Consider the following 26,209-nt stretch of genomic DNA (forward strand, 5'->3'; position numbering starts at 1 on the left):
ATCACGGCATTCTACGGAGTGCGACAGCTAAATAACGGGGGAATAACGATGAAGCCTTTTGTCACGCGCCTGGCGCTCGCCGGGCTCGCCGCCACCTGCTCGACCGCGGCGGTGGCGCAGGCGACCGTACAGGCCGCGCCGCCGCTGCCCGCGGCAGAGGAGGCGAACGAGATCATCGTCACCGCGCAGAAGCGCGAACAGCGGATCGAGGACGTGCCGGTCACCGTCACCGCGCTCACCGGCGCGCGCATGGCGCAGATCGGCGTCTCCGAACTGGACGAGGTCGCCGCCTTCATCCCCGGCCTGCAGGTGCAGGAGCAGAGCGCCAACAACCCCGGCCTCGTCATCCGCGGCATCACCTCGGACTCCGGCTCGGCGCAACAGGGCGCGCGCGTCACCCTCTATTACAACGGTGTCGACATCAGCCGTTCGCGCGGCGCGTGGCAGGACCTCTACGACCTCGAACGGATCGAGGTGGTGAAGGGGCCGCAGGCGACGCTGTTCGGCACCGCCGCCGCGGTCGGCGCGATCAGCCTCGTCTCCGCCCGCCCGGTCGCCGGCACGCATGCCGGACTCGACGCCAGCTACGGCAATTACGACCGCACACAGGTGTCGGGCTTCATCAACGCCGGCAACGACACGCTCGCCGGTCGCATCGCCTTCGCCTACAAATATCGCGACGGCTATGTCCGCAATATCGCCGGCGATCCGAACGTCCCCAACCAGAATCAGGGCCGGGTCGATCAGGACGATCTCAACGGGCAGGATCAGCGCGGCCTGCGCGGCTCGCTGCGCTGGCGGCCGAGCGACACGATCACCGCCGACCTCGTCCTCACCTATGACGGCCAGCGCAATCCCGGCACCGCGTTCAAGAGCCGCGCCTTCGCCCCCACCGGCGGCCAGACCGGCGATTATGGTTATGCCGAACTGTCCGGCTCGCCCTTTTCGCAAAGCGTGCTCGGCAAGCGCAAGCTCGGCCTCGACCGCAACGTCTACGACGCCAACTTTACCCTGACCGCCGAGCTGTCGCCGGGCGTCACCTTCACCACCGTCAACGGCTATCGCCGCTTCGACGCGCTCGAGACCTTCGACGCCGACGGCGGCCCCGCCTGGTATCTGGAATTCGCCGAGGATGCGAAGGGCGACCAGTGGAGCCATGAAAGCCGCTTCGCCTTCGACGGCCCCAAATATCGCGCGGCCTTCGGCTGGAACGCCTTTTTCGAGAACGGCTATCAGCGCGTGCCCTTCTCGACCGAGGAGGGAACGTATCTCGCCTGTTCGGTGACGGCCGCCTATGCACCCATCCGGCAGAATTTGAACCGCGCCGGCGTGCCGACCGGCCCCGCCTGCGTCGCCGCCAACGGCACCATCCCCGCGACCCGCGCCACCGCGCTGCTGACCGGCGGCCGTGCGACCGTCATCCCCTATGCTGCCGAATTCGCCAATTACGGCAACAACGATACCTATTCGGTCTTCGCCGACGCGACCTGGATCCCGACGCCCGCGCTGGAACTGACCGCCGGCGCCCGCATCCTGATCGAGGATCGCCAGTCCGGCTACACCTCCACCCAGCCCGATTCGCAGATCCTCGCCGGGCTCGGCATCTTCACCAGCCTGCTCGGCACCGCCAACACCAAAGGCTTGCGCTACGAGGCGGAAAAGAGCTTCATGGCGATCCTCCCCCGCTTCAACGCGCTGGTAAAGCTCAACGACGACGTCAACGTCTATGCCACGATCAGCAAGGGCCGCCGCTCGCCCGTGGTCCAGTTGGCCGCCAGCCGTATCGTCCCGACCAGCGTCGCCAACGCCGGATCGATTCCCAACCGTCAGGTGATCGCGGAGGAAAAGGTCTGGAACTACGAGGGCGGCATCAAGGGTCGCGTCGGTCCGTTCAGCGGCGCGGCGTCGGTCTTCTACCAGACCTATGACGGCTTCCAGGTGTCGATCACCCAGAATGGCGTGGCGACCACGCAAAGCGCCGGATCGGCGAACAACCTCGGCGTCGAGCTGGAGGGCAATCTGCGGCTCGCCAACGTCCTGTCGCTGTTCGGCGCCTTCGCCTATATCGATGGCGGCATCGGCGAGGATGCGAGCAACGGCGTGTTCGCTGGCAACCGGTTCCGCCTGCAGCCAGCCTATACCGCATCGGGCGGCGCCACGCTGCGGCTACCGGTCACCGATCGTGCGGTCCTTTATGCGACGCCCAGCGTCACCTATCGGTCAAAGGTGTTTTTCGAACTGCCCAACAGCGCCGCGATTTCGCAGGGCGGCTATACTCTGGTCAACGTGCGCGCCGGCGTGGACATCGACAATGGTCGCTATACGATCGGGGGGTTCGCGCGGAATCTCATCAACAAGCGCTATCTGATCGATGCGGGCAATACCGGCGGCGGCTTTGGCGTGCCGACCTATATCGCCGGCGAACCGCGCTTCTATGGCGCCGAGGTGGGCTTCCGCTTCTGACGGTGCCGTGTCCGGGCGGGCGGCGCCATGTCCGGGCGGGCGGCGCCGTCCGGACATGGGCCTGTCGGCTATCAGGCGGCCGGGGGTGCGAGCAGTTCCGGCTCGAGCAGGCGATGCAAATGCACGACGACGAACTTCATTTCGGCATCGTCGACCGTGCGCTGCGCATTGGCGCGCCACGCCTTTTCCGCACTGGCGTAATCGGCGAAGATGCCGACGACCTCCAGTTTCGAAGGATCAGCGAATTCGAGGGTACGGGGGTCGTTGACGCGACCGCCGAAGACGAGGTGCAGCTTGCTCATGCGCGGTTCCCGGGTGAGAGGTTCAAGGCGCCGCGTTAGCGTGTTGCGCTGCAATATTGAACCCCGGAAGACGGGGAACTGCCGATCATCGGCCGCCCCCCGCATGCCTCATGCCTTGTTGGCTGCGCCCTTGGCCGCGGCCGACCCCGCGCTGGTCGCCGCTTTGGCGATGCCCTGGAACAGCGACTTCACCTGATCCTTTGCCGCGTCCTTCGACAGGCCGGCATTCTGCAGCTCGCTGTTGCCCGCCTCGCGCGCGGCCTGGAAGGCGCTGCGCGCGCGTTCGCTGAGGGTACGGCCGACCGGACCGAGCAATTCCTTTTCCTTTGCGGAGCGCGGGATCAGCGCCCCGGCCAGCGCGCCGATCGCGATGCCGCCCGCGACGATCGCCAGCGGATTGGATTCGATCGCGTCCGCGGTGCGCCGCGCCGCATCGCCGGCGGCATGCTTGGCGTCGTCGAGACGGTCCTGGGTATGGGCGTTCATATCTCTGGTCCTTTTACAGGTTAGTCTTGCGGGCCGAGGCCGGGTTCGTGATCGCGATGGCCGGGCTTGTGCTTGGGCTTGCGGCGGAACAGGCTGGCGATCCGATGCCGCGCGAGGAACAGCCCGGCGACCGCGGTGGCGCCAGCGACCGCACCGGGATTGCGGATCGCGGTATCGAGGCTCGCCTGCGCCGCCGCGCCGCCCTTGTCGGCGACGTCGCGCGCCGCCTGCAACGCAAGCGTGCGCGGGTTGAGCCTCACCTGCAACCGGCTCACCGTCGACGACAGGCGCTCGCGTGCCGCTGCCGCTTCCAGCTCTGCCGTCGCCAGCCGGGTGGCGGGATCGAGCGCGCTCATTGCGGCGCCCCCGGGGACAGCCGCCCCTTGCCGATGATCGCCAGCACCGCGGCGATCGCCAGAGTGCCGATCACCACCGCGGCCGTCGCCAGCCCCGGACCGATCAAGGTCGCGAGGCTGAGGATCAGCCCGACCAGCAGCGCGATCAGCGCCGCCAGCCCCAATGTGCCGGCGACGACGAAGAAGATCGCGGCATTCTTGTAGGCGCTCGTTCGTTCGCCGAAGCGCGCCTTGACCAATGCCACCTCGGCACTGGCCAATCCCCGCGCATCGTCGACGAGTTGCGAGACGAGGGCGCCGATGCCCTCGTCGTCCGTCACCGGCTCGATCACCGCCATGGGCCGGTTCAGGCCTTGTCGCCGTCGATACCGGACTGGACGAGGCGGGCGACCGCAAAGCCCAGCGCGGCCGCGACGCCGACCGCGACGCCGGGGCTCTTGCGGACGAATTCGCGCGCTTCGTCCAGCAGCTGGTCGACGTCCTTGTTCTTGATCTGGTCGGAAAAGCCCGACACGAGGCCGGCCGCCGAGCGGGCATATTCGCCATATTGCGCGCCCAGCCGCTCGTCGACCTGCCCCGCCGCATCGGTAATCATCTGCGACAGCTGGTCGAGCCCGCCGACGGCGCGTTCCTTGCCGGTATCGGCGAGGGTACGGATCTTGTCGGTCGCCTGACTGCCGTATTTGGACGAATAGTCCTTCACGGTCTGCTTCACCTGCTCGGTCTTGCCGCCGGTCGCCGGGTCGAATTCGACGCCGGCATTTTTCAGCGGCTCGGCCGGCGTGAAATCGGTGGTGGCTGGCGGTGGCGTGATGTCGCCATCGGTGATCGGTTTCAGGTCGTTATCGGCCATGACGCGCCCTTTTCGGTTGTTCGACACCCTCAACCCCGGCCGACCGAGCGCGGTTCCCTGACGGCTCAGGAGATTGCCGCACCGCATCGGGCAGGGTAGAGGCGCCCTCACAGCCCCAAGACGTAGGAGCATCGTTACGTGACCGCAATCATCGACATCCATGGCCGCCAGATCCTCGACAGCCGCGGCAATCCCACCGTGGAGGTCGACGTGTTGCTGGAGGACGGCAGCTTCGGTCGCGCCGCGGTACCGTCGGGCGCCTCGACGGGTGCGCATGAGGCGGTCGAGAAGCGCGACGGCGACAAGAGCCGCTGGGGCGGCAAGGGCGTCGACGATGCGATCGAGGCGGTGAACGGCGAACTGGTCGAGGCGTTGATCGGCCTCGATGCCGAGGATCAGGCCGACCTCGACCGCACGATGATCGAGCTGGACGGCACGGAGAACAAGGGGCGCCTCGGCGCTAACGCGATCCTCGGCGTCAGCCTCGCGGCCGCCAAGGCGGCCGCGGAGGCGCGCGGGATGCCATTGTACAAATACGTCGGCGGCGTATCGGCGCACGTCCTGCCGGTGCCGATGATGAACATCATCAACGGCGGCGAACATGCCGACAATCCGATCGATTTCCAGGAATTCATGATCGTCCCCGTCGGCGCGGAGAACATCGTCGAGGCGGTGCGCTGCGGTTCGGAGATCTTCCACACGCTCAAGAAGGCGCTGCACGACAAGGGCCTGGCGACCGGCGTCGGCGACGAGGGCGGCTTCGCACCGAATATCGCCAGCACCGAAGAGGCGCTCGGCTTCATCATGCAGAGCATCGAAAAGGCGGGCTACACGCCGGGCGAGGACGTGATGCTGGCGCTCGATTGCGCCGCGACCGAATTCTACAAGGACGGCCGCTACAACATCTCGGGCGAGGGCAAGGTGCTGGAGAGCGGCGCGATGGCCGAATATCTCGCCGACCTGACCCGCCGCTACCCGATCTTCTCGATCGAGGACGGCATGAGCGAGGACGATTGGGAGGGCTGGAAGGCGCTGACCGACCTGATCGGCGACACGGTCCAGCTGGTCGGCGACGATCTGTTCGTCACCAACCCCAAGCGGCTGAAGCGCGGCATCGACGGCGGCTACGCCAATTCGCTGCTGGTCAAGGTCAACCAGATCGGCACGCTGACCGAGACGCTGGAAGCGGTGAACATGGCGCAGCGCGCGCGCTACACCGCGGTGATGAGCCACCGGTCGGGCGAGACCGAGGATGCGACGATCGCCGACCTCGCGGTCGCGACCAATTGCGGGCAGATCAAGACGGGGTCGCTGGCCCGGTCGGACCGGCTCGCCAAGTACAACCAGCTGATCCGTATCGAGGAAGAGCTGGGCGACGCGGCACGCTATGCCGGCCGCGACGTTCTGAAGGCTTGATCCGAAACGCGCGGCGGGCGAGGATGGCGGGCATGGCACGGGTAGCGAAGACATCGGCGTTTCGCAGGACGATGCGTCGGGCTGCCCTGCCCGCGCTCGGCCTGACGATCATGGCGTTCTTCGGTGCCTATGCGGTGCTCGGCCCCAACGGCATCCTCGCCTATGGCGATTACAAGAAGCAACTGGTGCGCCGCGAAAAGCAGTTCGCAGCGCTGGACCAGAAGCGTGCGGTGCTGAAAAACCGGGTGGCGCTGCTCGACCCGGATCACGCCAATCCGGACATGGTCGACGAAATGGTCCGCAAGGAACTCAACGTCGCCCATCCGGACGAGGTCATCGTACCGCTGAAGTGACGCCCCGACCGCCCCGGAACCGGTTCCGGAGCGGTTCAGGCGCGCCGTCCGATCAGATGAATTCGATCTTCGACACCACGTAATACCGGTCGCCCGCCGGCACCGACACCTCGACGTCCTCGTCGACCTTGCGGCCGATCAGTGCCCGGCCCAGCGGCGAGTTGTACGAAATCCGCCCGGTCTTGGCATCCGCCTCGGTCTGGCCGACGATCTGATATTTCACCGGCTTGTCGTCATCGTCCAGCAAGGTCACGGTCGCGCCGAACACGACCTTGTCGCCCGACAGGTCGCGCGGGTCGATGATCTGCGCGCGGGACAATTTGTCCTCGATATCGCTGATCGTCGCCTCGTTCTGGCCCTGCTGTTCCTTCGCCGCATGGTATTCGGCGTTTTCCGACAGGTCGCCGTGCGCGCGTGCTTCCTCGATCGCATCCACGATCAGGGGACGCTCCGCTTTCAGACGCTTCAGGTCCGCGGTGAGCTTCTCATAGCCCTCCTGGAGCATCGGCATCTTTTCGACGGTCGCCATATCTACGTCCCCAATTCTCGCTACCCGTGCGGACCGACCCGGCCCGCCCGCACACATGTCATTATGTCGGGATCAGTTGTGCGACTGCGAATAGTAGGATTGCAACGGCCTGACTTCAAGATGCGTCACCCCGATTGCCGCCGCCGCCTGCACGCTGGCGGGCGCCGTGGTGAAATACGGGATCTTCTGCGCGAGCGCCGCCTGACGGATCGGCTTCGAATCCTTCAGGCTTTGCCAGCCTTCGGTGGTGTTGAAGATGAGCGTGACCTCGCCGTCCATGATCCGGTCGAGGATGTGCGGCCTGCCCTGCGCGACCTTGTTGACCTTTTCGACCGCGAGGCCGGCGAGTTCGAGGTAATCCGCCGTGCCGCCGGTCGCCAGCACCGTGAAGCCATGCGCGAGCAGCGACTTCACCGCCGGGACGATATGCGGCTTGTCGCCGTCCTTGACGCTGACGAAGGCGGTGCCGCCGGTCGGCAGGACGGTGCCGGCCCCGAGCTGAGACTTGGCGAAGGCGGTGGTGAAATCGGGATCGATTCCCATGACTTCGCCGGTGCTCTTCATCTCCGGCGACAGGACCGGATCGATGCCGGGGAAGCGGTTGAACGGGAAGACCGCTTCCTTGACCGCGTAATAATCGATGTGGCGGTCGATCGGCGGCAGGTCGCGCAGCATCTCGCCGGCCATGACGCGGGCGGCGATCTTGGCGATGGGCACGCCGATCGCCTTGGCGACGAACGGCACCGTCCGCGATGCGCGCGGATTGACCTCGATCAGATAGACCTCGTCCTTCCCGTCGGCCTCGCGGCCATTGGCCTTCACCGCGAACTGGATGTTCATCAGCCCCTTGACCGACAGGGCATGCGCCAGTGCGATCGTCTGCCGCTCGATCTCGGCGATCGTCTCGGCGCTGAGCGAATAGGGCGGGATCGAACAGGCGCTGTCGCCCGAATGGACGCCCGCCTCCTCGATATGCTGCAACAGGCCGGCGACGACGACGTCCTCGCCATCGCAGATCGCATCGACGTCGACCTCGATCGCATCGCGCAGATACTGGTCGATCAGCACCGGACTGTCGCCCGACACCTGCACCGCGGTCTGGATGTAATCGTCGAGCTGCTGGAGCGAATCAACGATCTCCATCGCCCGCCCGCCGAGCACGTAGCTCGGCCGCATCAGCACCGGATAGCCGATCCGCTCCGCCGCCGCGACCGCCTCGTCGCGGCTGCGCGCGAGGCCGTTGGCCGGCTGCTTGAGGCGCAGCTTGTTGACCAAAGCCGCGAACCGCTCGCGATCCTCGGCGAGGTCGATCGCATCGGGGCTGGTGCCGAGGATCGGGATCCCCGCCTTTTCCAGCGCCCGCGCCAGATTGAGCGGCGTCTGCCCGCCGAACTGGACGATCACGCCGACCAATTCGCCGCGCGACTGCTCGACATGCAGGATCTCCAGCACGTCCTCCGCGGTCAGCGGCTCGAAATACAGCCGGTCCGACGTGTCGTAATCGGTGCTCACCGTCTCCGGATTGCAATTGACCATGATCGTCTCATAGCCGACGTCCGCCAGCGCGAAGCAGGCGTGGCAGCAGCAATAATCGAACTCGATCCCCTGCCCGATCCGGTTCGGCCCGCCGCCCAGGATCACCACCTTCCGGCGGTCGGACGGCATGCTCTCGTCCTCGGGCTCGCCGAACGACGGCGCCTCGTAGGTCGAATACATGTACGGCGTCTTCGCATCGAATTCCGCCGCGCAGGTGTCGATGCGCTTGAAGACGGGGCGCACGCCGAGCCGGTGGCGCAGCGCACGCACCTCGTCCTCGGTGACGCCGCCCGTCATCGCCACGACCGCGTCGTGGATCAGGCCCGATCCGCGGGCGATGCCGCGCTCCATACCGCGCAGGTTCGCCGATTTCAGCGCCAGATAGGCGAGCCGCTTGTCGCTGAACCCCATCGACTTCAGCCGGCGCAGGCCCGCCGCCTCGATCGGCAGGCCGTTCGAGCAGACCTCCTCCTCGGCCGCGACGATCTCCGCCAACCGCTCGATGAACCAGGGATCGAACTTCGCGATGCCGTGGATCTCGGCGACGGTGAAGCCCTCGCGCAGCGCCTGCGCGGCGACCAGCAGCCGGTCCGGCGTCGCCACCGCGAGCGCCGCCTCGATCTCCGCCCGCGGCGCGCCGACCAGCCGGTCGACCGCGTTGAAGCCGGACAGGCCCGTCTCCAGCCCGCGCAACGCCTTCTGCATGCTCTCGTGGATATTGCGGCCGATCGCCATGACTTCGCCGACGCTCTTCATCGCCGTGCCGAGCACCGCCTCGGCGCCCTTGAACTTCTCGAAGGCGAAGCGCGGGATCTTGGTGACGACATAGTCGATCGTCGGTTCGAACGACGCCGGTGTCGCGCCGGTGATGTCGTTGGTGATCTCGTCGAGCGTATAGCCGACCGCCAGCTTCGCCGCGACCTTGGCGATCGGGAAGCCGGTCGCCTTCGACGCCAGCGCCGAGGACCGCGACACGCGCGGGTTCATCTCGATGACGACGAGGCGGCCGTCCTTCGGATTGACCGCGAACTGGACGTTGGAACCGCCGGTTTCGACGCCGATTTCCCGGAGTACCGCGATCGATGCGTTGCGCATGATCTGATATTCCTTGTCGGTCAGCGTCAGCGCCGGCGCGACGGTGATCGAATCGCCGGTGTGGACGCCCATCGGATCGACGTTCTCGATCGAACAGATGATGATGCAATTGTCCTTGCGGTCGCGCACCACCTCCATCTCATACTCCTTCCAGCCGAGGAGCGATTCTTCGATCAGCACTTCGGTGGTCGGCGACGCGTCGAGGCCCTTGCGGACCATGTCGACGAATTCGGAGCGGTTGTAGACGATGCCGCCGCCCGACCCGCCCATGGTGAAGCTCGGCCGGATGATCGCGGGCAGGCCGGTGATCTCCAGCCCCGCCATCGCCTCCTCGATCGTATGCGCGATCGCCGACCGGGCGCTTTCCAGCCCGATCTTGGTCATCGCATCCTTGAATTTCAGCCGGTCCTCCGCCTTGTCGATCGCCTCGGCATCCGCACCGATCATCGTGACGCCGAACTTCTCGAGCGTGCCGTCGTGGAACAGCGCCAGCGCGGTGTTGAGCGCGGTCTGCCCCCCCATCGTCGGCAGGACGGCGTCGGGCCGCTCCTTCTCGATGATCTTTGCGACCACCGCCGGGGTGATCGGCTCGACATAGGTCGCGTCGGCCAGCTCGGGATCGGTCATGATCGTGGCGGGATTGGAGTTGACGAGGACGATGCGATAGCCCTCCTCCTTCAACGCCTTGATCGCCTGCGTGCCCGAATAATCGAACTCGCACGCCTGCCCGATGACGATCGGCCCCGCGCCGATGACGAGGATGGAGGAGATGTCGGTGCGTTTTGGCATCACTTGTCTTCCGAAAGCTGTTCGTTGCCGATGAAGCCGAGCTTCATTGGAAGCATGCTCCCACGAAGACGTCTGAGCACGCACTCAACCATAGTGTATTTTGCGTCAGGCGAAGGAGAAAAATCTATCTGATCGCCACCGCGGTGCTTTAACCATTTGCGCGGAGCCTTGCAGGCATCGCTCATGGCATCAAGGCGAGATTGATTGATCTTGATCTTTGCTGAGCTTTGCTGCGTGGCTGCTTGAACAGCAAGAGCGAACAGAAGGCTCATGCCGCATTCACCAGCGCACCCACGAACTTCTCGAACAGGTAGAAACTGTCCTGCGGCCCCGGGCTCGCCTCCGGGTGATACTGCACCGAGAACGCCGACCGATCCGTCAGCTCCAACCCCGCGTTCGATCCGTCGAACAGGGACACGTGCGTCTCGCGTACGTTCGCCGGCAGCGAGTCCCGCTCGACCGCGAAGCCGTGGTTCATGCTGGTGATCTCGACCGCGCCGTCGGACAGGCGCTTGACCGGGTGGTTGGCGCCGCGATGGCCCTGGAACATCTTGGTCGTGGTCGCGCCGACCGCCAGCCCGAGCAGCTGGTGGCCGAGACAAATACCGAACAGCGGCTTCCCCGTGTCGAGCAGCTGGCGGATCACCGGGACCGCATATTCGCCGGTCGCGGCGGGATCGCCGGGGCCGTTGGAGAGGAAGATGCCGTCCGGCGCCTGCGCCATGACCTGCTCGAACGTCGCTTCGGCGGGCAGCACCGTCACCTTCGCACCGGCCTGCACCAGATTGCGGAAGATGTTGTGCTTGCTGCCGTAATCGATCGCGACGACGTGCGGGCGGTCTGCCGCCTCGCCTGCGCCATAACCGAAGCCGAGCCGCCACGGGCCGCCTTCGCGCGTCTCGCCCCAGGCGTAATGCGTCTGGGTGGACACCTCTTTGGCGAGGTCCATGCCCTCCAGTCCGGGCCAGCCGCGCGCCATCGCCAGCAGCGCGTCGAGGTCGAACTCGCCCGCCGCCGAATGCGCGACGACGCCGTTGGGCGCCCCGCCCGCCCGGATGCGGCGGGTCAGCGCCCGGGTGTCGATCCCCGACAGGCCGATCCGTGCGTGCCGCTGCATCCAGCCGTCGAGCCGCTCGACCGCGCGGAAGTTCGACGGAGCTGTCACGTCCTCGCGCACGATCATGCCGAGCGCATGCGGCGCGTCCGCCTCGATATCGTCGGGGTTGGCACCGACATTGCCGATATGCGGGAAGGTGAAGGTGATGATCTGCCCCGCGAACGACGGGTCGGTCATGATCTCCTGATAGCCGGTCATCGCGGTGTGGAAGCACACCTCGCCGACCGCCGCGCCTTCCGCGCCGAAGCCGCGGCCCCAGGCCACCTCACCGCTCGCGAGAACCAGAACGCCGGTCGCACCCTCGGGTTTGGCGGGCATGGCAATGGGCTTGGCGTCGGCCATGGCTTGGCGGGCACTCCTGAAGGTTTCGTCTATGTCGCTAAGCCGCGCCCGCTAGACCCCCGCCCCCCTCAGGTCAACCGGTTCACGGCGGACGCATGTTCCGCTAGGCTGTCCCGCTTCACCGTCATCTTCGAGAGCTTCCCCATGATTCGCGACGACATCAAGGCCGCCCAGGTCACCGCCATGAAGGCCGGCGACAAGGAAGCGCGCAACGCGATCGGCCTGATTCAGGCCGCGATCAAGAACCGCGACATCGAATTGCGCACCGGCACCGCGCCCGCGGACGACGATGCGGTGGTGGTCGAGGTGTTGCAGAAGATGGTCAAGCAGCGCCGCGAATCGATCACCATGTACGAAACCGGCGGCCGGCAGGAACTGGCCGACGCGGAACGCGCGGAGGTCGCCGTGATCGAACGCTTCCTCCCCGCGCAGATGAGCGAGGCGGATACCGTCGCGGCGATCGAGGCGATCAAGGCGGAGCTGGGCGCGAGCGGCATGAAGGACATGGGCCGCGTGATGGCGGAACTGAAGGCGCGCCACGCGGCGAGCCTCGACATGAGCAAGGCGAGCGGACTGGTGAAGGCGTCGCTGGCGTAATTTCTCACGCGAAGACGCGAAGGCGCGAAGAAGATTTGGCGCGCGGAGGCGCGGAGGACGCGGAGATGCTGCGCTACGGGCTGGCGCTGCTTACACCCCTTGAACGCCGTCATTCCGGCGAAAGTCGGAACGCATGGCAGCGATGCGTTCGAATGTGCGGATCGACGTCACCGGCAGCGCGTCCAGGGTCCCGACGTTCGTCGGGATGACGGACCGGGCGACCCAGATGCTTCGTCCTCCACACTTCTCCGCGTCCTCCGCGCCTCCGCGCGCCAAATCTTCTTCGCGTCTTCGCGCCTTCGCGTGAACCAAAGCTTGTCCGCGTCGCCGCGTGAACGAGATCACTGTCGAGGGTTCGCGTGACCGAAAAACCTTTGCCCCCACACGCCGATCAAAGCATGTTACAATAGGCCCATGAGTCTCTCGCCCCAATTTCTGGACGAACTCCGCGCCCGCACATCGCTGTCGGCGCTGATCGGCAAGACGACGAAGCTGCAGAAGGCCGGGCGCGAGATGCGTGGCTGCTGCCCGTTCCATAACGAGAAGACGCCGAGCTTCTACGTCAACGACGACAAGGGCTTCTATCACTGCTTCGGCTGCTCGGCGCATGGCGATGCGATCAAGTGGATGACCGACCAGCGCGGCCTGCCCTTCATCGATGCGGTGAAGGAGCTCGCGCAGGCCGCCGGGATGGACATGCCCGCGCAGGACCGCGCCTCGGCCGCCAAGGCGGAGCGCGCCAGGGGCCTGCACGATGCGATGGCCGACGCCGCGACCTGGTTCACCGAACAGCTGAACGGCATCGGCGGCAGCGAGGCGCGCGCGGTGCTGGTCAGGCGCGGCATCACGCCCGACACGGCGCGCACCTTTGGCATGGGCTTTTCCCCCGACAGCCGCGGCAAGCTCAAGACCGCGCTGAAGGACTATGGCGATCCCGCGCTGGTCGAATGCGGCCTGCTGATCCAGGTCGAGGGCAAGGACCCGTACGACCGGTTCCGCGGCCGGCTGATGATCCCGATCCGCGACGCGCGCGGGCGGACGATCGCGTTCGGCGGGCGCGTGATCGGCGAAGGCGAGCCGAAATATCTCAACTCCCCCGACACGCCGCTCTTCGACAAGGGCCGCACGCTCTACAATCTCGACCGCGCCGCCCCCGCCGCGCGCAAGGCGGCGCGCGTGCTGGTGGTCGAAGGCTATATGGACGTCATCGCCCTGTCGCAAGCCGGCATCCACGAAGCCGTCGCCCCGCTCGGCACCGCGCTGACCGAGGCACAGCTGGAGCGCCTGTGGCGGATGGTCGACGTGCCGATCCTCTGCTTCGACGGCGACAGCGCCGGGCAAAAGGCGGCGTTGCGGGCGGCGGCACGGGCGATGCCCTTGCTCGGCAACGGCCGCAGCCTGTCCTTCATCACGCTGCCGCAAGGGCAGGATCCCGACGATCTGGTCAAGGCGGGCGGCGCGCAGGCGATGGAGGCGCTGCTCCAGCAGCCGCAGCCGCTGGTCGACCGCCTGTGGCAGAGCGAGGTCGCCGCCGGGCCGCTCGACACGCCCGAACAGCGCGCGGGCCTCAAGCAACGGCTCGCCGAACTCGCCGCGACGATCGCCGACACCTCTGTCCGCAAGGAATATGAGAGCGATTTCAAGAACCGCTTCTACGAACATTTCGCGCCCAAGCGCCGGACCTTCACCCCCAATGCGCCCCGTCCGCAGGGCAAGCGCGGCAGCGACGGCCAGTGGAAGCAGCCGATCGCTCCGCCGACCGAGGATGTGAAGGCATTCCACGCCGCCGGCATCGACAGGGTGCTGGCAAAGGCGATCCTCGCCGGCCTGATCCGCCACCCGGTCGAGATCGCCCGGCATATGGAGGTGCTCGGCAGCCTGAAACTGGTCGGCGGACCGCTCGGCCGCCTGTTCGAGGCGGTGGTCGATGTCGCACTCGAGGATCAGGCGCTTGATAGCGTCGGCCTGCGCACCATATTGGCGCGGAGCGGGTTCGATTCAGTCGCGAGCGATTTGCTGAGAGCCGATACGATGCCCTATTCGTTCACGCAGAGCGGCGGTGATCCGGACCGCGCCAGAGCCGACCTCGACGAGGCGATCGCCATCATGGTGGCGCGACCGGAGGTCGATCTGGCGTTGGGCGAGGCGACCGCTTCGATGCAGACGCACTTCACCGACGAGGCGTTCGAACGGCAGGTGGCATTGGTGAAAGAGAAACAGGCGTTGGAGCTTCGGCTTGCAAATTTGGTGCAGTCGAACGAAGACGCCCGAGCGTTGGGATCCGAGGGCAATTAATGGCTAAAGTGAACGGTAACGGTGGCGATGAGGGTGGCGACGTGACCGACGCGCCGCTGATCGACCTCAATGACGCCGATATCAAGAAGCTGGTCGCCCGCGCCAAGAAGCGCGGCTACATCACCTACGACCAGCTCAACGAGGCGCTGCCGCAGGACCAGATGTCGTCCGACCAGCTCGAGGATATCATGTCCGCGCTCAACGAGATGGGCGTGAACATCGTCGAGAACGAGGAAGCCGGCGAGGACGGCGACGAGAAGGAGCAGGCGGAGGACGACGAGCCGGAGGCCGTCGAGGTCGACGCCGACGGCACCGCCGCGCCTGCGCTGGAGACGAAGAAGAAGGAAACCGTCGATCGCACCGACGATCCGGTCCGCATGTACCTGCGCGAGATGGGGGCGGTCGAGCTGCTGTCGCGCGAGGGCGAAATCGCCATCGCCAAGCGGATCGAGGCCGGCCGGGACACGATGATCCTCGGCCTGTGCGAATCGCCGATCACCTTCAACGCGATCATCGACTGGTCGACGCAGCTCAACGAAGGCACGATGCAGCTGCGCGAGATCCTCGATCTCGACGCGATGCTGTCGAAGGGGCCGTCAGCCGAGCAGGTCGAGGGCGCCGAGGACGACGATTCGGCGGAGATCAGCGAAAAGACCGCCGGCGCGAGCTTCAAGGACGAGCCCGAGCCCGAGGAAGCGTCGGCCGACGAGGACGACGAATCGGGTGAGCCGCGCGCGCCGCGTCCGTCCGACGACGAGGACGAGGACAACACGCTCAGCCTCGCGCAGATGGAGGAGACGCTCAAGCCGCAGGCGCTGGAGCGGTTCGCCAACATCACCGCGCTCTACAAGAAGTTCAGCAAGATCCAGCAGTCGCGCCTCGATGCGATGACCGCGGGCGGCGAGCTGTCGGCGGCGGACGAGCGCAAGTACCACAAGCTGCGCGAGGAGCTGACCGCCGAGGTCGAGAGCGTCCAGTTCCATAACGCCAAGATTGAATATCTCGTCGACCAGCTCTATGCCTATAACCGGCGCCTGACCGCGCTGGGCGGGCAGATGCTGCGCCTCGCCGAGCGGCACAAGGTCAGCCGCAAGGACTTCCTCGACCGTTATGTCGGCCATGAGCTGGACGACACGTGGCTGCAGTCGATCGGCAAGCTCGACAAGAAGTGGACGGCCTTCGCCACCAACGAGGGCGAAGCGGTCGATCGCATCCGCGGCGAGATCAACGAGATCTCGCAGCAGACCGGCATGGCGCTCCCCGAGTTCCGCCGCATCGTCAACATGGTGCAGAAGGCGGAGCGCGAGGCGCGGATCGCCAAGAAGGAGATGGTCGAGGCGAACCTGCGCCTCGTGATCTCGATCGCCAAGAAGTACACCAACCGCGGGCTGCAGTTCCTGGATCTGATCCAGGAGGGCAACATCGGCCTGATGAAGGCGGTGGACAAGTTCGAATACCGCCGCGGCTACAAGTTCAGCACCTATGCGACGTGGTGGATCCGGCAGGCGATCACGCGCTCGATCGCGGACCAGGCGCGGACGATCCGCATCCCGGTCCATATGATCGAGACGATCAACAAGCTGGTCCGCACCAGCCGCCAGTTCCTCCACGAGCAGGGCCGCGAGCCTACGCCCGAGGAAATGGCGGAGCGCCTCTCGATGCCGCTCGAGAAGGTCCGCAAGGTGATGAAGATCGCCAAGGAGCCGATCAGCCTCGAAACGCCGATCGGCGACGAGGAGGACAGCCACCTCGGCGACTTCATCGAGGACAAGAACGCGGTCATCCCCGTGGATGCGGCGATCCAGGCGAACCTTAAGGAGACAGTGACCCGCGTCCTTGCGAGCCTGACCCCGCGCGAGGAGCGCGTGCTGCGCATGCGGTTCGGCATCGGCATGAACACCGATCACACGCTCGAAGAGGTCGGCCAGCAGTTCTCGGTCACCCGCGAACGCATCCGTCAGATCGAGGCGAAGGCGCTGCGCAAGCTCAAACACCCGAGCCGCAGCCGCAAGATGCGCTCGTTCCTCGACCAATAACCGGCACGGGCGGGAGGATGCTCCCGCCCCTGTCAGCGTACCTCTGTAACCATCACGCGATCAGTCGGGGATCTGCCCGAACGGCAGCAGCCTCGCTGCGAGCGCCTTGGTCGCCGCCGCATTCCCTGCCTGGATAGAGGCGAGCATCAGCCCGGCTGCCTTGCGCATCGCACGATCGAACATCGTCGGGGCCGCGGCGCGGCTGGCGAGTTCGGCAAGCGCCCTGCCCTTCGGATCGGTTGCATCCTGTTCCAGCCGCAGCAGCGCCGCGACGCCGGGATAGATCGCCCGATCACCCCCGGCCGCGACCGCACGATCCAGCGCCGACAGGCCGGCGCTCTTCTGGGCGCCCAGCGCGGCACGGCCGATCATGCCGCCGAGCTTGAACACCGCCCCCATATGCCACGCCCCCAGCCCGAGCTGCGGTTCGGGATCGCGCGGCGCTCGCGCCGCCAGCGCCTCGAACATCCTGCGCGCGGCGATGGCATCAGCACGGCTGCCGTTGATCTTGGCGCGATAGCTGCGCGCGGTCGCCTGCATCAGCAGCGCCTCGCGATCCTCCGGAGCCCGGGCCAGCGCCGCCGCGGCGATCCGCTCGGCCTCGGCGATGCCTTGCAGCGCCGCCGCCTTGCTGCGGGCGGCGAAGGACGCCTGCGTCAGGATATCGCGCGCGCTCTGAGCCGACGCCGGGGCGGCCGCGATGCCCATCGTGATCGCGACCATCGTCGCCAGCCTGACGTTCCTCAAAGCAGCATCGGCCCGTTCTCCTGCGTCCGATGACAGCATATCGCCCGCGGGTCCGCAACGCCCCGAACCGACGAACCGCCTGATCCAGATCAGCACGCGGCCACGAAAAAGGGCGCGGGAGGTATCCCCCCCCCGCGCCCTTTCGACTGTCCGAAGACCGGCCGGGATTACTCCGCGGCGGCGGTGCCCTTGGCAGGACGCGTGTCGCGGCGCTCGGCGATACGCGCCGACTTGCCGGTGCGGCCACGCAGATAATACAGCTTCGCGCGACGGACGGCGCCCTTGCGGACGACCTCGATCGAATCGATGTTCGGCGAATAGAGCGGGAAGACGCGCTCGACGCCCTCGCCGAAGCTGATCTTTCGGACGGTGAACGACGAGCCCATGCCCTTGTTCGACCGCGCGATGCACACGCCTTCGTAGTTCTGGACGCGGGTACGCTCGCCTTCGACGACCTTCACGCCGACCTTCAGCGTGTCGCCGGGACGGAATTCGGGGATCGCGCGCTTGGCGGTCAGCTTTTCGATCTGCTCGGCTTCGAGCTGCTGGATCAGGTTCATGACTTCGTGTCCTTCGTTCGCCGCGCGCCAGAGGGAGGATGGACCCGAGCGCCCTCATGGCGCTCCCAAAGGTCCGGCCTCCGTAGCCGTGTATCGGTCTCGGCCTGTTGCTTTCGCCAGGCCGCGATCCTCGCATGATCCCCCGATCGCAGCACTTCGGGGATCGTGCGCCCTTCCCATTCATATGGTCGGGTATATTGCGGATATTCGAGCAGCCCCGTTTCGAAGCTCTCGTCCACACCGCTTGAAGCCGCGCCCATTACGCCGGGGAGCAGCCGAATGCAAGCGTCGAGCAGCACCAGGGCGCCCATCTCGCCCCCCGACAGGATATAGTCGCCGATCGACACTTCCTCGATACGGCGGCCATCGAAGATGCGCTCGTCGAAGCCCTCGAACCGCCCGCACAGGATGATCGCGCCGGGGCCCGCCGCAATCTCGCGGACGCGGGCCTGGCCGAGCGGGCGGCCGCGGGGGGTCATGGCGAGGATCGGCCGATCGTCGGCGACGCTGTCGACCGCCGCGGCGAGCACGTCGGCCCGCAGCACCATGCCGGCGCCGCCGCCGGCGGGCGTGTCGTCAACCGAGCGGTGCCGGTCGGTGGCGAAGTCGCGGATCTGGACCGGATCGCAGCTCCAGCCCCCTTCCCGCAGGGCCCGCCCGGCGAGCGACACGCCGAGCGGACCGGGAAACATCTCCGGATAGAGCGTCAGGATGGTGGCGGCGAAGGTCATCAGGTCCAGTTTTCCACGCGCAGGCCGGGGATGTCGGCGAAGTCGGCTTCGTTGTTGGTGACGAGAATGGCCCCTTGCGCCAGCGCATGCGCTGCGATCAATCGATCGAAGCTGCCCCGGCGAAACGGAAGCCGGGCATACATCCGGGCGGCGAGATGATCGAACGGCGCGATGTCGAACGTACGCGACAGCTGGTCCAGTACCGCGAGCGGCGGTCTTTTACCGTTCCAGCTCCCCAGCGCGATCTCTGCGAACACGATCGACGAAATGCCGATGTCACTGGGATCATGCGCGGTGACGCGTTCCAACAGGACGTCGGGCGTTCCGCCCAACATCGCGATCAGCACGTTGGTGTCCAGCATGAACCTCAATGCGACCCGCCCTCGGCATATGGTGCCCCCTCGGCAGGGCCCCAGGCGCGGAGCGGATCGTCGAACAGACGCTCTTCGGGCGTCAGCGGCTCGATCCCCGGACACGATCCCCAGATGCCGGTCAAATCGATCGTCCGTCGCTCAGGAGCGGGCTCGAACGCGAATTTGCCCTGCTCCTCGCGCAGCACCATCTCGTCGCCGTCCTTCAGCCCCAGTGCCTTCGGCAGGCGCAGGGCGACGGAATTGCCTGACTTGAACACCTTGGCACGATATTCGTTACCCATGACTGCCTCCGTATAGACGGGATGTATATACATGAAATTCGCGGTGCAAGGCTGATGGACGATTGCATCATCATCGGCGCGGGGCCGGCGGGGCTGACCGCGGCGATCTATTTGGCGCGGTTCCATCTTTCGATCCGGCTGTTCGACAGCGGGTCGAGCCGCGCGGCGATGATCCCGTGTACGCGCAACCATGCCGGCTATCCGGAGGGCATCGCGGGCAAGGCGCTGCTCGGCCTGATGCAGGCGCAGGCGGCACAATATGGCGCGCATCGCGAGGAGCAGCGGGTCACCGGAATCGAACCCGATGGCGAGAACTTCCGGATCGTCACCGATACCGGCCGCTACTTGGCGCGGACGGTGCTGCTGGCGACCGGGGTGGTCAATCACCGGCCCAACATCCTGCCCGAGGTGCACGACCCGGCGCTGGAACGCGGGCTGATCCGCTATTGCCCGATCTGCGACGGCTATGAGGTGACGGACAAGCGCGTCGGCGTGGTGGGGACGGGCGACCACGGAACGCGGGAGGCCTTGTTCCTGCGGGGCTATACGCGAGACGTCACGCTGATCTCCCCCGAGGCGGAGCATCTGCTGGACGATGCCTGTGCCGCCAAGCTGGACGCGGCGGGGATCGTGCGGGTGCAGGGGCCGTGCGGCGGCTGGGCGATCGAGGGCGACAAGCTCGCGCTGGATACGGCGCGGGGGCGGATGCGGTTCGACAGCGTCTATCCGGCGCTGGGATCGCGGATACGGTCGCATCTGGCGGTCGCGGCGGGTGCGCGGGCGAGCGACGAAGGGTGCCTGGAGGTGGACGACCACCAGCGCACCAGCGTGCCGGGGCTGTTCGCGGCGGGCGACGTGGTCAAGGGGCTCGATCAGATCAGCCATGCGATGGGCGAAGCCGGCGTCGCCGCAACGACGATCCGCAACCTGCTGAGCGAGCGTCAGCCGATCCGGCGGTGAAGGGCGCCACGGGTGAACATGGACGCCATGAACACCTTGCCGGAAACGATCCACTCCGGTCGTTTCCGGTAGGGCGACTACAAGACGAAGCGCAAACCGCGACCGTGCTCTACCAATCGCTATCGACCTGGTGATTTACGTGGCGGCCAGTCCACAGGCCGGCGTCATTCGACGAAGCTGGCACTCACCACCAGCCGGTCGGCATTCCATTCGGGAACCGCGTCGGCGTTCATCGGGACCATGAACCGCTTACCGTCGGGGCGCTCGATTTCGATAACGTCACCGGCGCCAAAATTCTCGATCAGCACGACGCGGCCGATCGCGTCGCCGGTGTCGGCCACGACCGGCAGGCCCAGCAGGTCGGCGTGATAATATTCGCCCTCGCCGAGCGGCGGCAAGGCGGAGCGCGGGACCGTCAGTTCGGTGCCGCGCATCGCCTCGGCCGCATTGCGATCGACGACCTCGGCGAAACGGGCGATCGTGCCGTTGTTGCCGGCCTGCGACGCCTTCAGCGTCAGCGTGCCGTGGTTGAAGCTCTTGTAGCTGCCGAAGTCCTCGGCAAAGACCTTAAGGCGCACCTGACCATGAATGCCGTGTGCGCCGATCACCACGGCCAGCGTGACGGCGGGTTCGCCTGCGGCGGCCTTAGCGGCCGGCGTGTTCGGGCGATCCGTCGCCTCCTGTGGGGGCATCGTCGTCACCTTCCGCGGGTTCGGTACTGGAGACGCCCTGATTGGTGGCGTCGTCGGTCGTACCGTCCTCGTCGGGCGCGGTACGGGGGTCGGGTTCGGTGACCATGGTGCGTCAACTCCTTCGTCTGGAAGGGGTCAACGCACCATGATCGGTTCCGATGCTTACGCCTCGGTGGTCTCGGCGGTCGCCTCGTCGGCCGGAGCCTCCTCGACGACGGCCGGAGCGGCGGCGGCGGCCGCAGCGGCCTCTTCCTGCGCCTTCAGCTTCTCGGCACGCTCCTCGGCGCGCTCGGTCGCCTTCTCGCCCGGCTTGCCCTTGTTCGGGTTCGAACGGGCGGCACGCTCACGCACGCCGGCGACGTCGAGGAAGCGGGCGACGCGGTCGGTCGGCTGCGCGCCGTTTTGCAGCCAGTATTTCGCGCGCTCGGCGTCGAGCACGATGCGGTTCTCCGCGTCCTTGGCAAGCAGCGGGTTGTAGTTACCGATTTTCTCGATGAACTTGCCGTCGCGGGGCGAACGGGCATCGGCGACGACGATGCGGTAATAGGGACGCTTCTTGGAGCCGCCACGCGACAGACGAATGCTGAGAGCCATGTGATATTCCTTCGTTCTAAGTCAGTTGAGTTGGGTTATTATTTTTTCTTGAGAAGATTTTCGAAGCCGGGCGGCAGCTTGGGCATGCCGTCCTGACCGCCGCCGAGGCCGGGCAGACCCTTGGGCAGGCCGCCGCCGGCCTTTTCCATCATGTCGCCGAGGCCGGCGCCGCCGAGCGCATTGCCGAGGCCGCCCATGCCACCCTTGCCGAGCATCGCCATCATGCCCTTCAAACCGCCCATCTTCTTGATCTTCTTCATGGCGGTGGACATTTCCTGATGCATCTTCAGGAGCTTGTTGATCTCCTGCACCGTGGTGCCGGAGCCCTTGGCGATGCGGATCTTGCGCTTGGCGTTGATGAGCTCGGGCTTGGCGCGCTCCTTCACGGTCATCGAACCGATCATCGCGTCCATGTGGATCAGCATCTTGTCGCCGCCCGCGGTCGCGAGCGCGCCCTGCGCCTTTTTCATCCCCGGCATCATGCCCGCGAGCGCACCGAGGCCACCCATGCGGCGCATCTGCGCGAGCTGGCCGCGCAGGTCGTTCATGTCGAACTGACCCTTGGCGAGCCGCGCGGTCATCCGCTCGGCGTCTTCCTGCTGGATCGATTCCGCCGCGCGCTCGACGAGGCTGACGACGTCGCCCATGCCGAGGATGCGACCGGCGACGCGCGACGGGTGGAACGCCTCAAGCGCGTCGAGCTTTTCGCCGACACCTGCGAACTTGATCGGCTTCCCCGTCACGGCGCGCATCGACAGCGCCGCGCCGCCGCGGGCGTCGCCGTCCATCCGGGTCAGAACGACGCCGGTCAGCGGCACCTGATCCGAGAAGTTCTGCGCGACGTTGACCGCGTCCTGACCGGTCAGCGCATCGACGACGAGCAGGATCTCCTGCGGCGTCGCGATCTCGGCGACCGCCTTCATCTCGTCCATCAGCGCCTGATCGACGTGCAGACGGCCGGCGGTGTCGAGCATCAGGACGTCATAGCCCTGCAGCTTCGCCGCCTGGAGCGCGCGGCGGGCGATGTCGACCGGCTGCTGACCGGCGACGATCGGCAGCGTCGCGACCTCGATCTGGAGCCCGAGCGTCGCGAGCTGTTCCTGCGCGTTCGGGCGATTGACGTCGAGCGACGCCATCAGCACCTTCTTGCGCTCGCGGGCGACGAGGCGCTTGGCGATCTTGGCGGTGGTGGTGGTCTTGCCCGAGCCCTGCAGGCCGACCATCATCACGACCGCGGGCGGGGTGACCGAAAGCTCCAGCTCCGATTCGTCGGCGCCGAGCATCTCGACCAGCGCGTCGTTGACGATCTTGACGACCTGCTGCCCCGGCGTGACCGAGCGGAGCACGTTCTGGCCGACCGCCTGTTCGGTGACCTTGTCGACGAAGCTGCGCGCGACGGGCAATGCGACGTCGGCCTCGAGCAGCGCGACGCGCACTTCGCGCATCGCGGTCCGCACGTCGGCTTCGGTCAGCGCGCCACGGCCGCGAAGGCGGTCGAATACGCCGCCAAGCCGGTCGCTCAGACTGTCGAACATCGCCTCAAGACCCTCATCATACCCGCAACGCAAAAGACGCCGGCGGGCGAAACCTCGCCGGCCAGCGTGCACCCGTGGGCGCGCCATCGATCGCATTCCGTGGTGGAACGTTTGGGTCGCTTAGGGGAAATCGGCCGCAGACGCAAGGTCGGCTGTCGGTGGGGCGCGTCTGCGCCAGTTTTTTCCATCTCCGCGGAGGCGGGGATCCATAGTCGCGACGCTCACCGAAAGAGCCGCGCGGCCAGCCGGCCTGGATTCCCGCCTTCGCGGGAATGACGAGGAGAGAGATTGGCGTGCCCCCCCCCCCTACCCCCTACCCCAGCGTCACGCCGGAGCACGTCCGGTGTGACGCTGGAAGCGTGGCGAGCGCTTCCTGCGATTACCAGCCGGCATCCGGTTGCGCGAGATAGGCCTGTTCCGCGTCGGTCGATTGCCGCCCGAGCGCTGCGTTGCGGCTGGGGAAACGGCCATATTGCGCAATCACGTCGCGATGGTCGCGGGCGAAGGCGATATTGTCCTCGATGCCGAGCGCCTCGAATTTGGCGACCGACAGATCCTGCAACGTGCGGTCCTCGGCATGCATCAGGGGCATGTAGAGGAAGACGCGGCGATCGGGCGGGTAGCGATCCTCCCAACCGCGTTCGATCGCCGAGAGGGTCAGATCGACCGCGAGGCCGTCGGCGGAGAAGGCTTCGGGCGTGCCGCGGTGGATGTTGCGCGAGAATTGGTCGAGCAGGATGATCGCCGCCAGCAAGGTGTCGGGGTCGTCGCGCCAGCCCTCTGCCCGGCCGCGCAGCACGCCGTCGCGTACCGCGCCGAAACGATCCGCGATCGTCCGGTCGAGCGCCTCGTCCTTGGCGAAATGCTGTTCGGTGGTCATCCCGAACCAAAAGTCGAGGACGGGGGCGGACATGTCATGGACTTGACCGTGTCGGTCGATTAGATCGCGCGGCATGCATGCTCCTGCGCCAGAGGTGATTTCCCTCGGCTGCCGTCTCAACATCGCCGAGAGCGAAACGATCCGCGCGCTTATCGCGGGACGGGATACGGTCGTGGTCAATTCCTGCGCGGTCACCAACGCCGCGGTGAAGGCGACGCGCAGCGCGATCCGGCGGGCGCGGCGCGACCGGCCGGGCGCAGAACTGGTCGTCACCGGCTGTGCGGCGCAGATCGATCCGCACGCCTTCGCCGCGATGCCCGAGGTGGACCGGGTGATCGGCAATGGCGAAAAGCTGTCGCCCGCCGCCTGGGCCAGTGCCGAGGCGGTCGTGGTCGGCGACATCATGCAGCTGCGCGACACCGCGCCGCACCTCGCCTCGAGCTTCGGCAGCCATGCGCGGGCGTTCGTCGAGGTGCAGAACGGCTGCGACCATCGCTGCACCTTCTGCGCGATTCCGTTCGGGCGCGGGCCGAGCCGGTCTGTGCCGGCCGGGGCGGTGGTCGACCGGATCGCCGGGCTGGTCGATGCCGGGCACCGCGAGGTGGTGCTGACCGGGGTGGACCTGACCAGCTACGGCCACGATCTGCCCGGCGCGCCGACGCTGGGGCTGCTGGTCGAGCGCATCCTGCGCCACGTGCCGACGCTGCAGCGGTTACGGCTGTCGTCGCTCGATTCGATCGAGATCGACGACCGGCTGTTCGCGATCGTCACCGGCGATGCCCGGGTGATGCCGCACCTCCATCTGTCGTTCCAGGCGGGCAACGACATGATCCTGAAGCGGATGAAGCGGCGCCACGATCGCGCGCAGGCGGTCGAGGCGGTGCGGCGGTTGCAGGCGGCGCGGCCGGATATCGCGATCGGCGCGGACCTGATCGCGGGCTTTCCAACCGAGGACGAGGGCATGGCGGCGGAGACGCTGGCGCTGATCGCCGACGCAGATATCGTCCATGCGCATATCTTTCCCTATTCGGCGCGCGCCGGCACGCCCGCGGCACGGATGCCGCAGGTCGATGCGGGCACGATCCGGCTGCGGGCCGAGCGGCTCCGCGCGGCGGCGGCGGCGCGCCAGGCGGCATGGCTGGCGCGGCAGGTCGGCAGTGTGCAGGATGTGCTGCTGGAACGGCCCGGCGACCGCGGCCATGCGGGGAATTTCGCGGAGGTACACCTGTCCGCCCCCGCATCGTCCGCCACGGCCACCCATGCCCGTCCGGGCGACATCGTCGGCGTCCGCATCACGGCCGCGACAGACACCTATCTCATCGGAACAACGGTATGAGCACCACCCCCACCTGGCACGAACGGCTGCTCGGCGGCTTCAGGAAGACGTCGGACCGGCTGGTCGGCAATCTCGCCGGCCTCGGCGGGGCGCGGCTGGACGACGAGACGCTGAACGATATCGAGGAGGCGCTGATCGCGTCCGACCTGGGGCCGGATACCGCAGGCAAGATCCGCACGCGGCTGGCCGAGGGGACGTTCGAGCGCAACATGGAGGAGCTGGGCATCCGGCTCGTCGTTGCGGAAGAGGTCGAGAAGGCGCTGGAGCGCGTCGCGACGCCGCTGGAGGTCACCGCCTTTCCCCGGCCGCAGGTGATCCTGGTGATCGGCGTCAACGGATCGGGCAAGACGACGACGATCGCCAAGCTCGCGCACCTGCTGATGGAGCAGGATTACGGGGTGATGCTGGCGGCGGGCGACACGTTCCGCGCGGCGGCGATCGGCCAACTGCGCACCTGGGCGGACCGGGTCGGCGTGCCGATCGTCACCGGGCCGGAGGGCGGCGACGCCGCGGGCGTGGTGTGGAACGCGGTCAAGAAGGCGACCGAGACGGGCATCGACGTGCTGATCGTCGACACCGCCGGCCGCCTGCAGAACAAGCGCGAACTGATGGACGAGCTCGCCAAGATCCGCCGCGTGCTGGGGCGGATCAACCCGGCGAGCCCGCATGACGTGGTGCTGGTGCTCGACGCGACCACCGGCCAGAACGCGCTGAGCCAGATCGAGGTGTTCAAGGAGGTCGCCGGCGTCACCGGGCTGGTGATGACCAAGCTCGACGGCACCGCGCGCGGCGGCGTGCTGGTCGCGGCGGCGGAGAAATACGGCCTGCCGATCCATGCGATCGGCGTCGGCGAAGGCATGACCGACCTGCGCCCGTTCGATGCCAACGAGGTGGCGCGGATCATCGCCGGCGTCGATGCGGGGGGGCGGAAGTGACCGCCCCGGGCCAGTCGGC

General features: G+C 66.9%; 28 protein-coding genes. 9 read left to right on the top strand and 19 right to left on the bottom strand.

The annotated features are described in order from the left end of the window. The first annotated feature begins 48 nt into the window (after positions 1–48). The gene (locus tag AC1RTO_RS10890; RefSeq protein ID WP_493160891.1) at positions 49–2,463 is read left to right on the top strand and encodes a TonB-dependent receptor; all 2,415 of its coding nucleotides are present in this window, start codon (positions 49–51) and stop codon (positions 2,461–2,463) included. A gap of 71 nt (positions 2,464–2,534) precedes the next feature. Here the strand turns inward: AC1RTO_RS10890 and AC1RTO_RS10895 are convergent, their stop codons facing one another. The 5 genes from AC1RTO_RS10895 to AC1RTO_RS10915 all read right to left on the bottom strand — a co-directional run bounded on the left by AC1RTO_RS10895 (position 2,535) and on the right by AC1RTO_RS10915 (position 4,460). Next, on the bottom strand, positions 2,535–2,765 hold the full coding sequence (locus AC1RTO_RS10895) for a DUF4170 domain-containing protein (RefSeq protein WP_163958568.1): 231 nt from the start codon (positions 2,763–2,765) through the stop codon (positions 2,535–2,537). A gap of 108 nt (positions 2,766–2,873) precedes the next feature. Further along, positions 2,874–3,251, bottom strand: a complete 378-nt coding sequence (locus tag AC1RTO_RS10900; protein ID WP_493160892.1) for a hypothetical protein — start codon at positions 3,249–3,251, stop codon at positions 2,874–2,876. A 20-nt stretch (positions 3,252–3,271) separates the two neighbouring features. Then, positions 3,272–3,607, bottom strand: coding sequence for a DUF3618 domain-containing protein (locus AC1RTO_RS10905; protein WP_493160893.1), 336 nt, complete (start codon positions 3,605–3,607; stop codon positions 3,272–3,274). Beyond that, positions 3,604–3,945 (bottom strand): phage holin family protein, encoded by a 342-nt coding sequence (locus AC1RTO_RS10910; RefSeq protein ID WP_493160894.1) that lies wholly within the window; start codon positions 3,943–3,945, stop codon positions 3,604–3,606. The genes AC1RTO_RS10905 and AC1RTO_RS10910 overlap by 4 nt, the downstream gene beginning before the upstream one ends. An 8-nt stretch (positions 3,946–3,953) precedes the next feature. After that, entirely contained in the window at positions 3,954–4,460 is a 507-nt protein-coding gene (locus AC1RTO_RS10915) for a hypothetical protein (protein WP_493160895.1), read from the bottom strand. Positions 4,461–4,598: 138 nt separating this feature from the next. On the opposite strand from AC1RTO_RS10915, the gene eno reads away from it, so the two are divergent. Continuing rightward, positions 4,599–5,876, top strand: coding sequence for a phosphopyruvate hydratase (eno, locus tag AC1RTO_RS10920; RefSeq protein WP_493160896.1), 1,278 nt, complete (start codon positions 4,599–4,601; stop codon positions 5,874–5,876). A gap of 71 nt (positions 5,877–5,947) precedes the next feature. Then, positions 5,948–6,229: an FtsB family cell division protein gene (locus AC1RTO_RS10925; RefSeq protein ID WP_038660851.1), complete on the top strand. Its 282-nt coding sequence runs from the start codon at positions 5,948–5,950 to the stop codon at positions 6,227–6,229. A 52-nt stretch (positions 6,230–6,281) separates the two neighbouring features. Here AC1RTO_RS10925 and greA read toward each other — a convergent pair whose 3' ends face one another. From greA to carA, 4 genes are all read right to left on the bottom strand, one after another. Beyond that, positions 6,282–6,758 (bottom strand): transcription elongation factor GreA, encoded by a 477-nt coding sequence (gene greA / locus AC1RTO_RS10930; RefSeq protein WP_293872744.1) that lies wholly within the window; start codon positions 6,756–6,758, stop codon positions 6,282–6,284. A gap of 72 nt (positions 6,759–6,830) precedes the next feature. Beyond that, positions 6,831–10,178: a carbamoyl-phosphate synthase large subunit gene (carB, locus tag AC1RTO_RS10935; protein ID WP_493160897.1), complete on the bottom strand. Its 3,348-nt coding sequence runs from the start codon at positions 10,176–10,178 to the stop codon at positions 6,831–6,833. Then, positions 10,178–10,450 carry a hypothetical protein gene (locus tag AC1RTO_RS10940; RefSeq protein WP_493160898.1) on the bottom strand — a complete coding sequence of 91 codons (273 nt, stop codon included), beginning with the start codon at positions 10,448–10,450 and terminating at the stop codon, positions 10,178–10,180. Before AC1RTO_RS10940 ends, carB begins: the two co-directional genes overlap by 1 nt. After that, the gene (gene carA, locus AC1RTO_RS10945; protein ID WP_493160899.1) at positions 10,447–11,637 is read right to left on the bottom strand and encodes a glutamine-hydrolyzing carbamoyl-phosphate synthase small subunit; all 1,191 of its coding nucleotides are present in this window, start codon (positions 11,635–11,637) and stop codon (positions 10,447–10,449) included. Before carA ends, AC1RTO_RS10940 begins: the two co-directional genes overlap by 4 nt. 144 nt (positions 11,638–11,781) lie before the next feature. Here carA and AC1RTO_RS10950 point away from each other — a divergent pair, with 144 nt between their 5' ends. The 3 genes from AC1RTO_RS10950 (at position 11,782) to rpoD (ending at position 16,565) form a co-directional block, all read left to right on the top strand. Beyond that, a complete protein-coding gene (locus AC1RTO_RS10950; protein ID WP_293872740.1) occupies positions 11,782–12,234 on the top strand; it encodes a GatB/YqeY domain-containing protein in 453 nt (150 codons plus the stop codon). A 414-nt stretch (positions 12,235–12,648) separates the two neighbouring features. Further along, positions 12,649–14,529 (top strand): DNA primase, encoded by a 1,881-nt coding sequence (dnaG, locus tag AC1RTO_RS10955; protein ID WP_493160900.1) that lies wholly within the window; start codon positions 12,649–12,651, stop codon positions 14,527–14,529. Further along, positions 14,529–16,565 carry an RNA polymerase sigma factor RpoD gene (rpoD, locus tag AC1RTO_RS10960; RefSeq protein WP_293872738.1) on the top strand — a complete coding sequence of 679 codons (2,037 nt, stop codon included), beginning with the start codon at positions 14,529–14,531 and terminating at the stop codon, positions 16,563–16,565. Before dnaG ends, rpoD begins: the two co-directional genes overlap by 1 nt. A 60-nt stretch (positions 16,566–16,625) precedes the next feature. On the opposite strand, the gene AC1RTO_RS10965 is transcribed toward rpoD, so the two are convergent. From AC1RTO_RS10965 to AC1RTO_RS10985, 5 genes are all read right to left on the bottom strand, one after another. Next, entirely contained in the window at positions 16,626–17,288 is a 663-nt protein-coding gene (locus AC1RTO_RS10965) for a hypothetical protein (protein ID WP_493160901.1), read from the bottom strand. A gap of 191 nt (positions 17,289–17,479) precedes the next feature. Beyond that, positions 17,480–17,872 carry a 50S ribosomal protein L19 gene (rplS, locus tag AC1RTO_RS10970; protein WP_043060011.1) on the bottom strand — a complete coding sequence of 131 codons (393 nt, stop codon included), beginning with the start codon at positions 17,870–17,872 and terminating at the stop codon, positions 17,480–17,482. Further along, on the bottom strand, positions 17,869–18,603 hold the full coding sequence (trmD, locus tag AC1RTO_RS10975; RefSeq protein ID WP_493160902.1) for a tRNA (guanosine(37)-N1)-methyltransferase TrmD: 735 nt from the start codon (positions 18,601–18,603) through the stop codon (positions 17,869–17,871). The genes rplS and trmD overlap by 4 nt, the downstream gene beginning before the upstream one ends. Continuing rightward, positions 18,603–18,965: a type II toxin-antitoxin system VapC family toxin gene (locus AC1RTO_RS10980; protein ID WP_493160903.1), complete on the bottom strand. Its 363-nt coding sequence runs from the start codon at positions 18,963–18,965 to the stop codon at positions 18,603–18,605. The genes trmD and AC1RTO_RS10980 overlap by 1 nt, the downstream gene beginning before the upstream one ends. 5 nt (positions 18,966–18,970) lie before the next feature. Continuing rightward, the gene (locus tag AC1RTO_RS10985) at positions 18,971–19,258 is read right to left on the bottom strand and encodes an AbrB/MazE/SpoVT family DNA-binding domain-containing protein (RefSeq protein WP_493160904.1); all 288 of its coding nucleotides are present in this window, start codon (positions 19,256–19,258) and stop codon (positions 18,971–18,973) included. A 54-nt stretch (positions 19,259–19,312) separates the two neighbouring features. Here AC1RTO_RS10985 and AC1RTO_RS10990 point away from each other — a divergent pair, with 54 nt between their 5' ends. Then, on the top strand, positions 19,313–20,218 hold the full coding sequence (locus AC1RTO_RS10990; protein ID WP_493160905.1) for an NAD(P)/FAD-dependent oxidoreductase: 906 nt from the start codon (positions 19,313–19,315) through the stop codon (positions 20,216–20,218). Between the two features lie 164 nt (positions 20,219–20,382). On the opposite strand, the gene rimM is transcribed toward AC1RTO_RS10990, so the two are convergent. The 5 genes from rimM to AC1RTO_RS11015 form a co-directional block, all read right to left on the bottom strand. Next, the gene (gene rimM, locus AC1RTO_RS10995; RefSeq protein ID WP_493160906.1) at positions 20,383–20,910 is read right to left on the bottom strand and encodes a ribosome maturation factor RimM; all 528 of its coding nucleotides are present in this window, start codon (positions 20,908–20,910) and stop codon (positions 20,383–20,385) included. Then, positions 20,864–21,016: a hypothetical protein gene (locus AC1RTO_RS11000; RefSeq protein ID WP_293872731.1), complete on the bottom strand. Its 153-nt coding sequence runs from the start codon at positions 21,014–21,016 to the stop codon at positions 20,864–20,866. The genes rimM and AC1RTO_RS11000 overlap by 47 nt, the downstream gene beginning before the upstream one ends. A 56-nt stretch (positions 21,017–21,072) precedes the next feature. Beyond that, positions 21,073–21,504, bottom strand: a complete 432-nt coding sequence (gene rpsP, locus AC1RTO_RS11005; protein ID WP_493160907.1) for a 30S ribosomal protein S16 — start codon at positions 21,502–21,504, stop codon at positions 21,073–21,075. 38 nt (positions 21,505–21,542) lie between these two features. Further along, positions 21,543–23,039, bottom strand: coding sequence for a signal recognition particle protein (ffh, locus tag AC1RTO_RS11010; RefSeq protein WP_493160908.1), 1,497 nt, complete (start codon positions 23,037–23,039; stop codon positions 21,543–21,545). Positions 23,040–23,418: 379 nt separating this feature from the next. Further along, positions 23,419–23,952 carry a DUF924 family protein gene (locus AC1RTO_RS11015; RefSeq protein WP_493160909.1) on the bottom strand — a complete coding sequence of 178 codons (534 nt, stop codon included), beginning with the start codon at positions 23,950–23,952 and terminating at the stop codon, positions 23,419–23,421. Positions 23,953–23,992: 40 nt separating this feature from the next. On the opposite strand from AC1RTO_RS11015, the gene mtaB reads away from it, so the two are divergent. Together mtaB and ftsY are read left to right on the top strand one after the other, a co-directional pair. Further along, positions 23,993–25,255, top strand: a complete 1,263-nt coding sequence (gene mtaB / locus AC1RTO_RS11020) for a tRNA (N(6)-L-threonylcarbamoyladenosine(37)-C(2))-methylthiotransferase MtaB (RefSeq protein WP_493160910.1) — start codon at positions 23,993–23,995, stop codon at positions 25,253–25,255. After that, complete coding sequence (ftsY, locus tag AC1RTO_RS11025) at positions 25,252–26,190, top strand: signal recognition particle-docking protein FtsY (RefSeq protein ID WP_493160911.1); 939 nt, start codon at positions 25,252–25,254, stop codon at positions 26,188–26,190. Before mtaB ends, ftsY begins: the two co-directional genes overlap by 4 nt. The last annotated feature ends 19 nt before the right edge of the window (positions 26,191–26,209 follow it).

It is taken from the genome of Sphingomonas sp. GW821-FHT10F09, from assembly GCF_058809195.1.

Bases quoted from the DNA above. Each gene is read 5' to 3' on its own strand.
- AC1RTO_RS10965 (WP_493160901.1), bottom strand. From the start codon at position 17,288: ATGGTCGCGATCACGATGGGCATCGCGGCCGCCCCGGCGTCGGCTCAG.
- AC1RTO_RS11015 (WP_493160909.1), bottom strand. From the start codon at position 23,952: ATGTCCGCCCCCGTCCTCGACTTTTGGTTCGGGATGACCACCGAACAG.
- AC1RTO_RS10980 (WP_493160903.1), bottom strand. From the start codon at position 18,965: ATGCTGGACACCAACGTGCTGATCGCGATGTTGGGCGGAACGCCCGAC.
- AC1RTO_RS10925 (WP_038660851.1), top strand. From the start codon at position 5,948: ATGCGTCGGGCTGCCCTGCCCGCGCTCGGCCTGACGATCATGGCGTTC.
- AC1RTO_RS10990 (WP_493160905.1), top strand. From the start codon at position 19,313: ATGGACGATTGCATCATCATCGGCGCGGGGCCGGCGGGGCTGACCGCG.
- AC1RTO_RS10900 (WP_493160892.1), bottom strand. From the start codon at position 3,251: ATGAACGCCCATACCCAGGACCGTCTCGACGACGCCAAGCATGCCGCC.
- AC1RTO_RS10950 (WP_293872740.1), top strand. From the start codon at position 11,782: ATGATTCGCGACGACATCAAGGCCGCCCAGGTCACCGCCATGAAGGCC.
- AC1RTO_RS10910 (WP_493160894.1), bottom strand. From the start codon at position 3,945: ATGGCGGTGATCGAGCCGGTGACGGACGACGAGGGCATCGGCGCCCTC.
- AC1RTO_RS10915 (WP_493160895.1), bottom strand. From the start codon at position 4,460: ATGGCCGATAACGACCTGAAACCGATCACCGATGGCGACATCACGCCA.
- rimM (WP_493160906.1), bottom strand. From the start codon at position 20,910: ATGCCCCCACAGGAGGCGACGGATCGCCCGAACACGCCGGCCGCTAAG.
- rpoD (WP_293872738.1), top strand. From the start codon at position 14,529: ATGGCTAAAGTGAACGGTAACGGTGGCGATGAGGGTGGCGACGTGACC.
- AC1RTO_RS10895 (WP_163958568.1), bottom strand. From the start codon at position 2,765: ATGAGCAAGCTGCACCTCGTCTTCGGCGGTCGCGTCAACGACCCCCGT.
- rpsP (WP_493160907.1), bottom strand. From the start codon at position 21,504: ATGGCTCTCAGCATTCGTCTGTCGCGTGGCGGCTCCAAGAAGCGTCCC.
- AC1RTO_RS10905 (WP_493160893.1), bottom strand. From the start codon at position 3,607: ATGAGCGCGCTCGATCCCGCCACCCGGCTGGCGACGGCAGAGCTGGAA.
- dnaG (WP_493160900.1), top strand. From the start codon at position 12,649: ATGAGTCTCTCGCCCCAATTTCTGGACGAACTCCGCGCCCGCACATCG.
- trmD (WP_493160902.1), bottom strand. From the start codon at position 18,603: ATGACCTTCGCCGCCACCATCCTGACGCTCTATCCGGAGATGTTTCCC.
- mtaB (WP_493160910.1), top strand. From the start codon at position 23,993: ATGCATGCTCCTGCGCCAGAGGTGATTTCCCTCGGCTGCCGTCTCAAC.
- AC1RTO_RS10940 (WP_493160898.1), bottom strand. From the start codon at position 10,450: ATGAGCCTTCTGTTCGCTCTTGCTGTTCAAGCAGCCACGCAGCAAAGC.
- AC1RTO_RS10890 (WP_493160891.1), top strand. From the start codon at position 49: ATGAAGCCTTTTGTCACGCGCCTGGCGCTCGCCGGGCTCGCCGCCACC.
- greA (WP_293872744.1), bottom strand. From the start codon at position 6,758: ATGGCGACCGTCGAAAAGATGCCGATGCTCCAGGAGGGCTATGAGAAG.
- carB (WP_493160897.1), bottom strand. From the start codon at position 10,178: ATGCCAAAACGCACCGACATCTCCTCCATCCTCGTCATCGGCGCGGGG.
- ffh (WP_493160908.1), bottom strand. From the start codon at position 23,039: ATGTTCGACAGTCTGAGCGACCGGCTTGGCGGCGTATTCGACCGCCTT.
- ftsY (WP_493160911.1), top strand. From the start codon at position 25,252: ATGAGCACCACCCCCACCTGGCACGAACGGCTGCTCGGCGGCTTCAGG.
- AC1RTO_RS11000 (WP_293872731.1), bottom strand. From the start codon at position 21,016: ATGGTCACCGAACCCGACCCCCGTACCGCGCCCGACGAGGACGGTACG.
- AC1RTO_RS10985 (WP_493160904.1), bottom strand. From the start codon at position 19,258: ATGGGTAACGAATATCGTGCCAAGGTGTTCAAGTCAGGCAATTCCGTC.
- carA (WP_493160899.1), bottom strand. From the start codon at position 11,637: ATGGCCGACGCCAAGCCCATTGCCATGCCCGCCAAACCCGAGGGTGCG.
- rplS (WP_043060011.1), bottom strand. From the start codon at position 17,872: ATGAACCTGATCCAGCAGCTCGAAGCCGAGCAGATCGAAAAGCTGACC.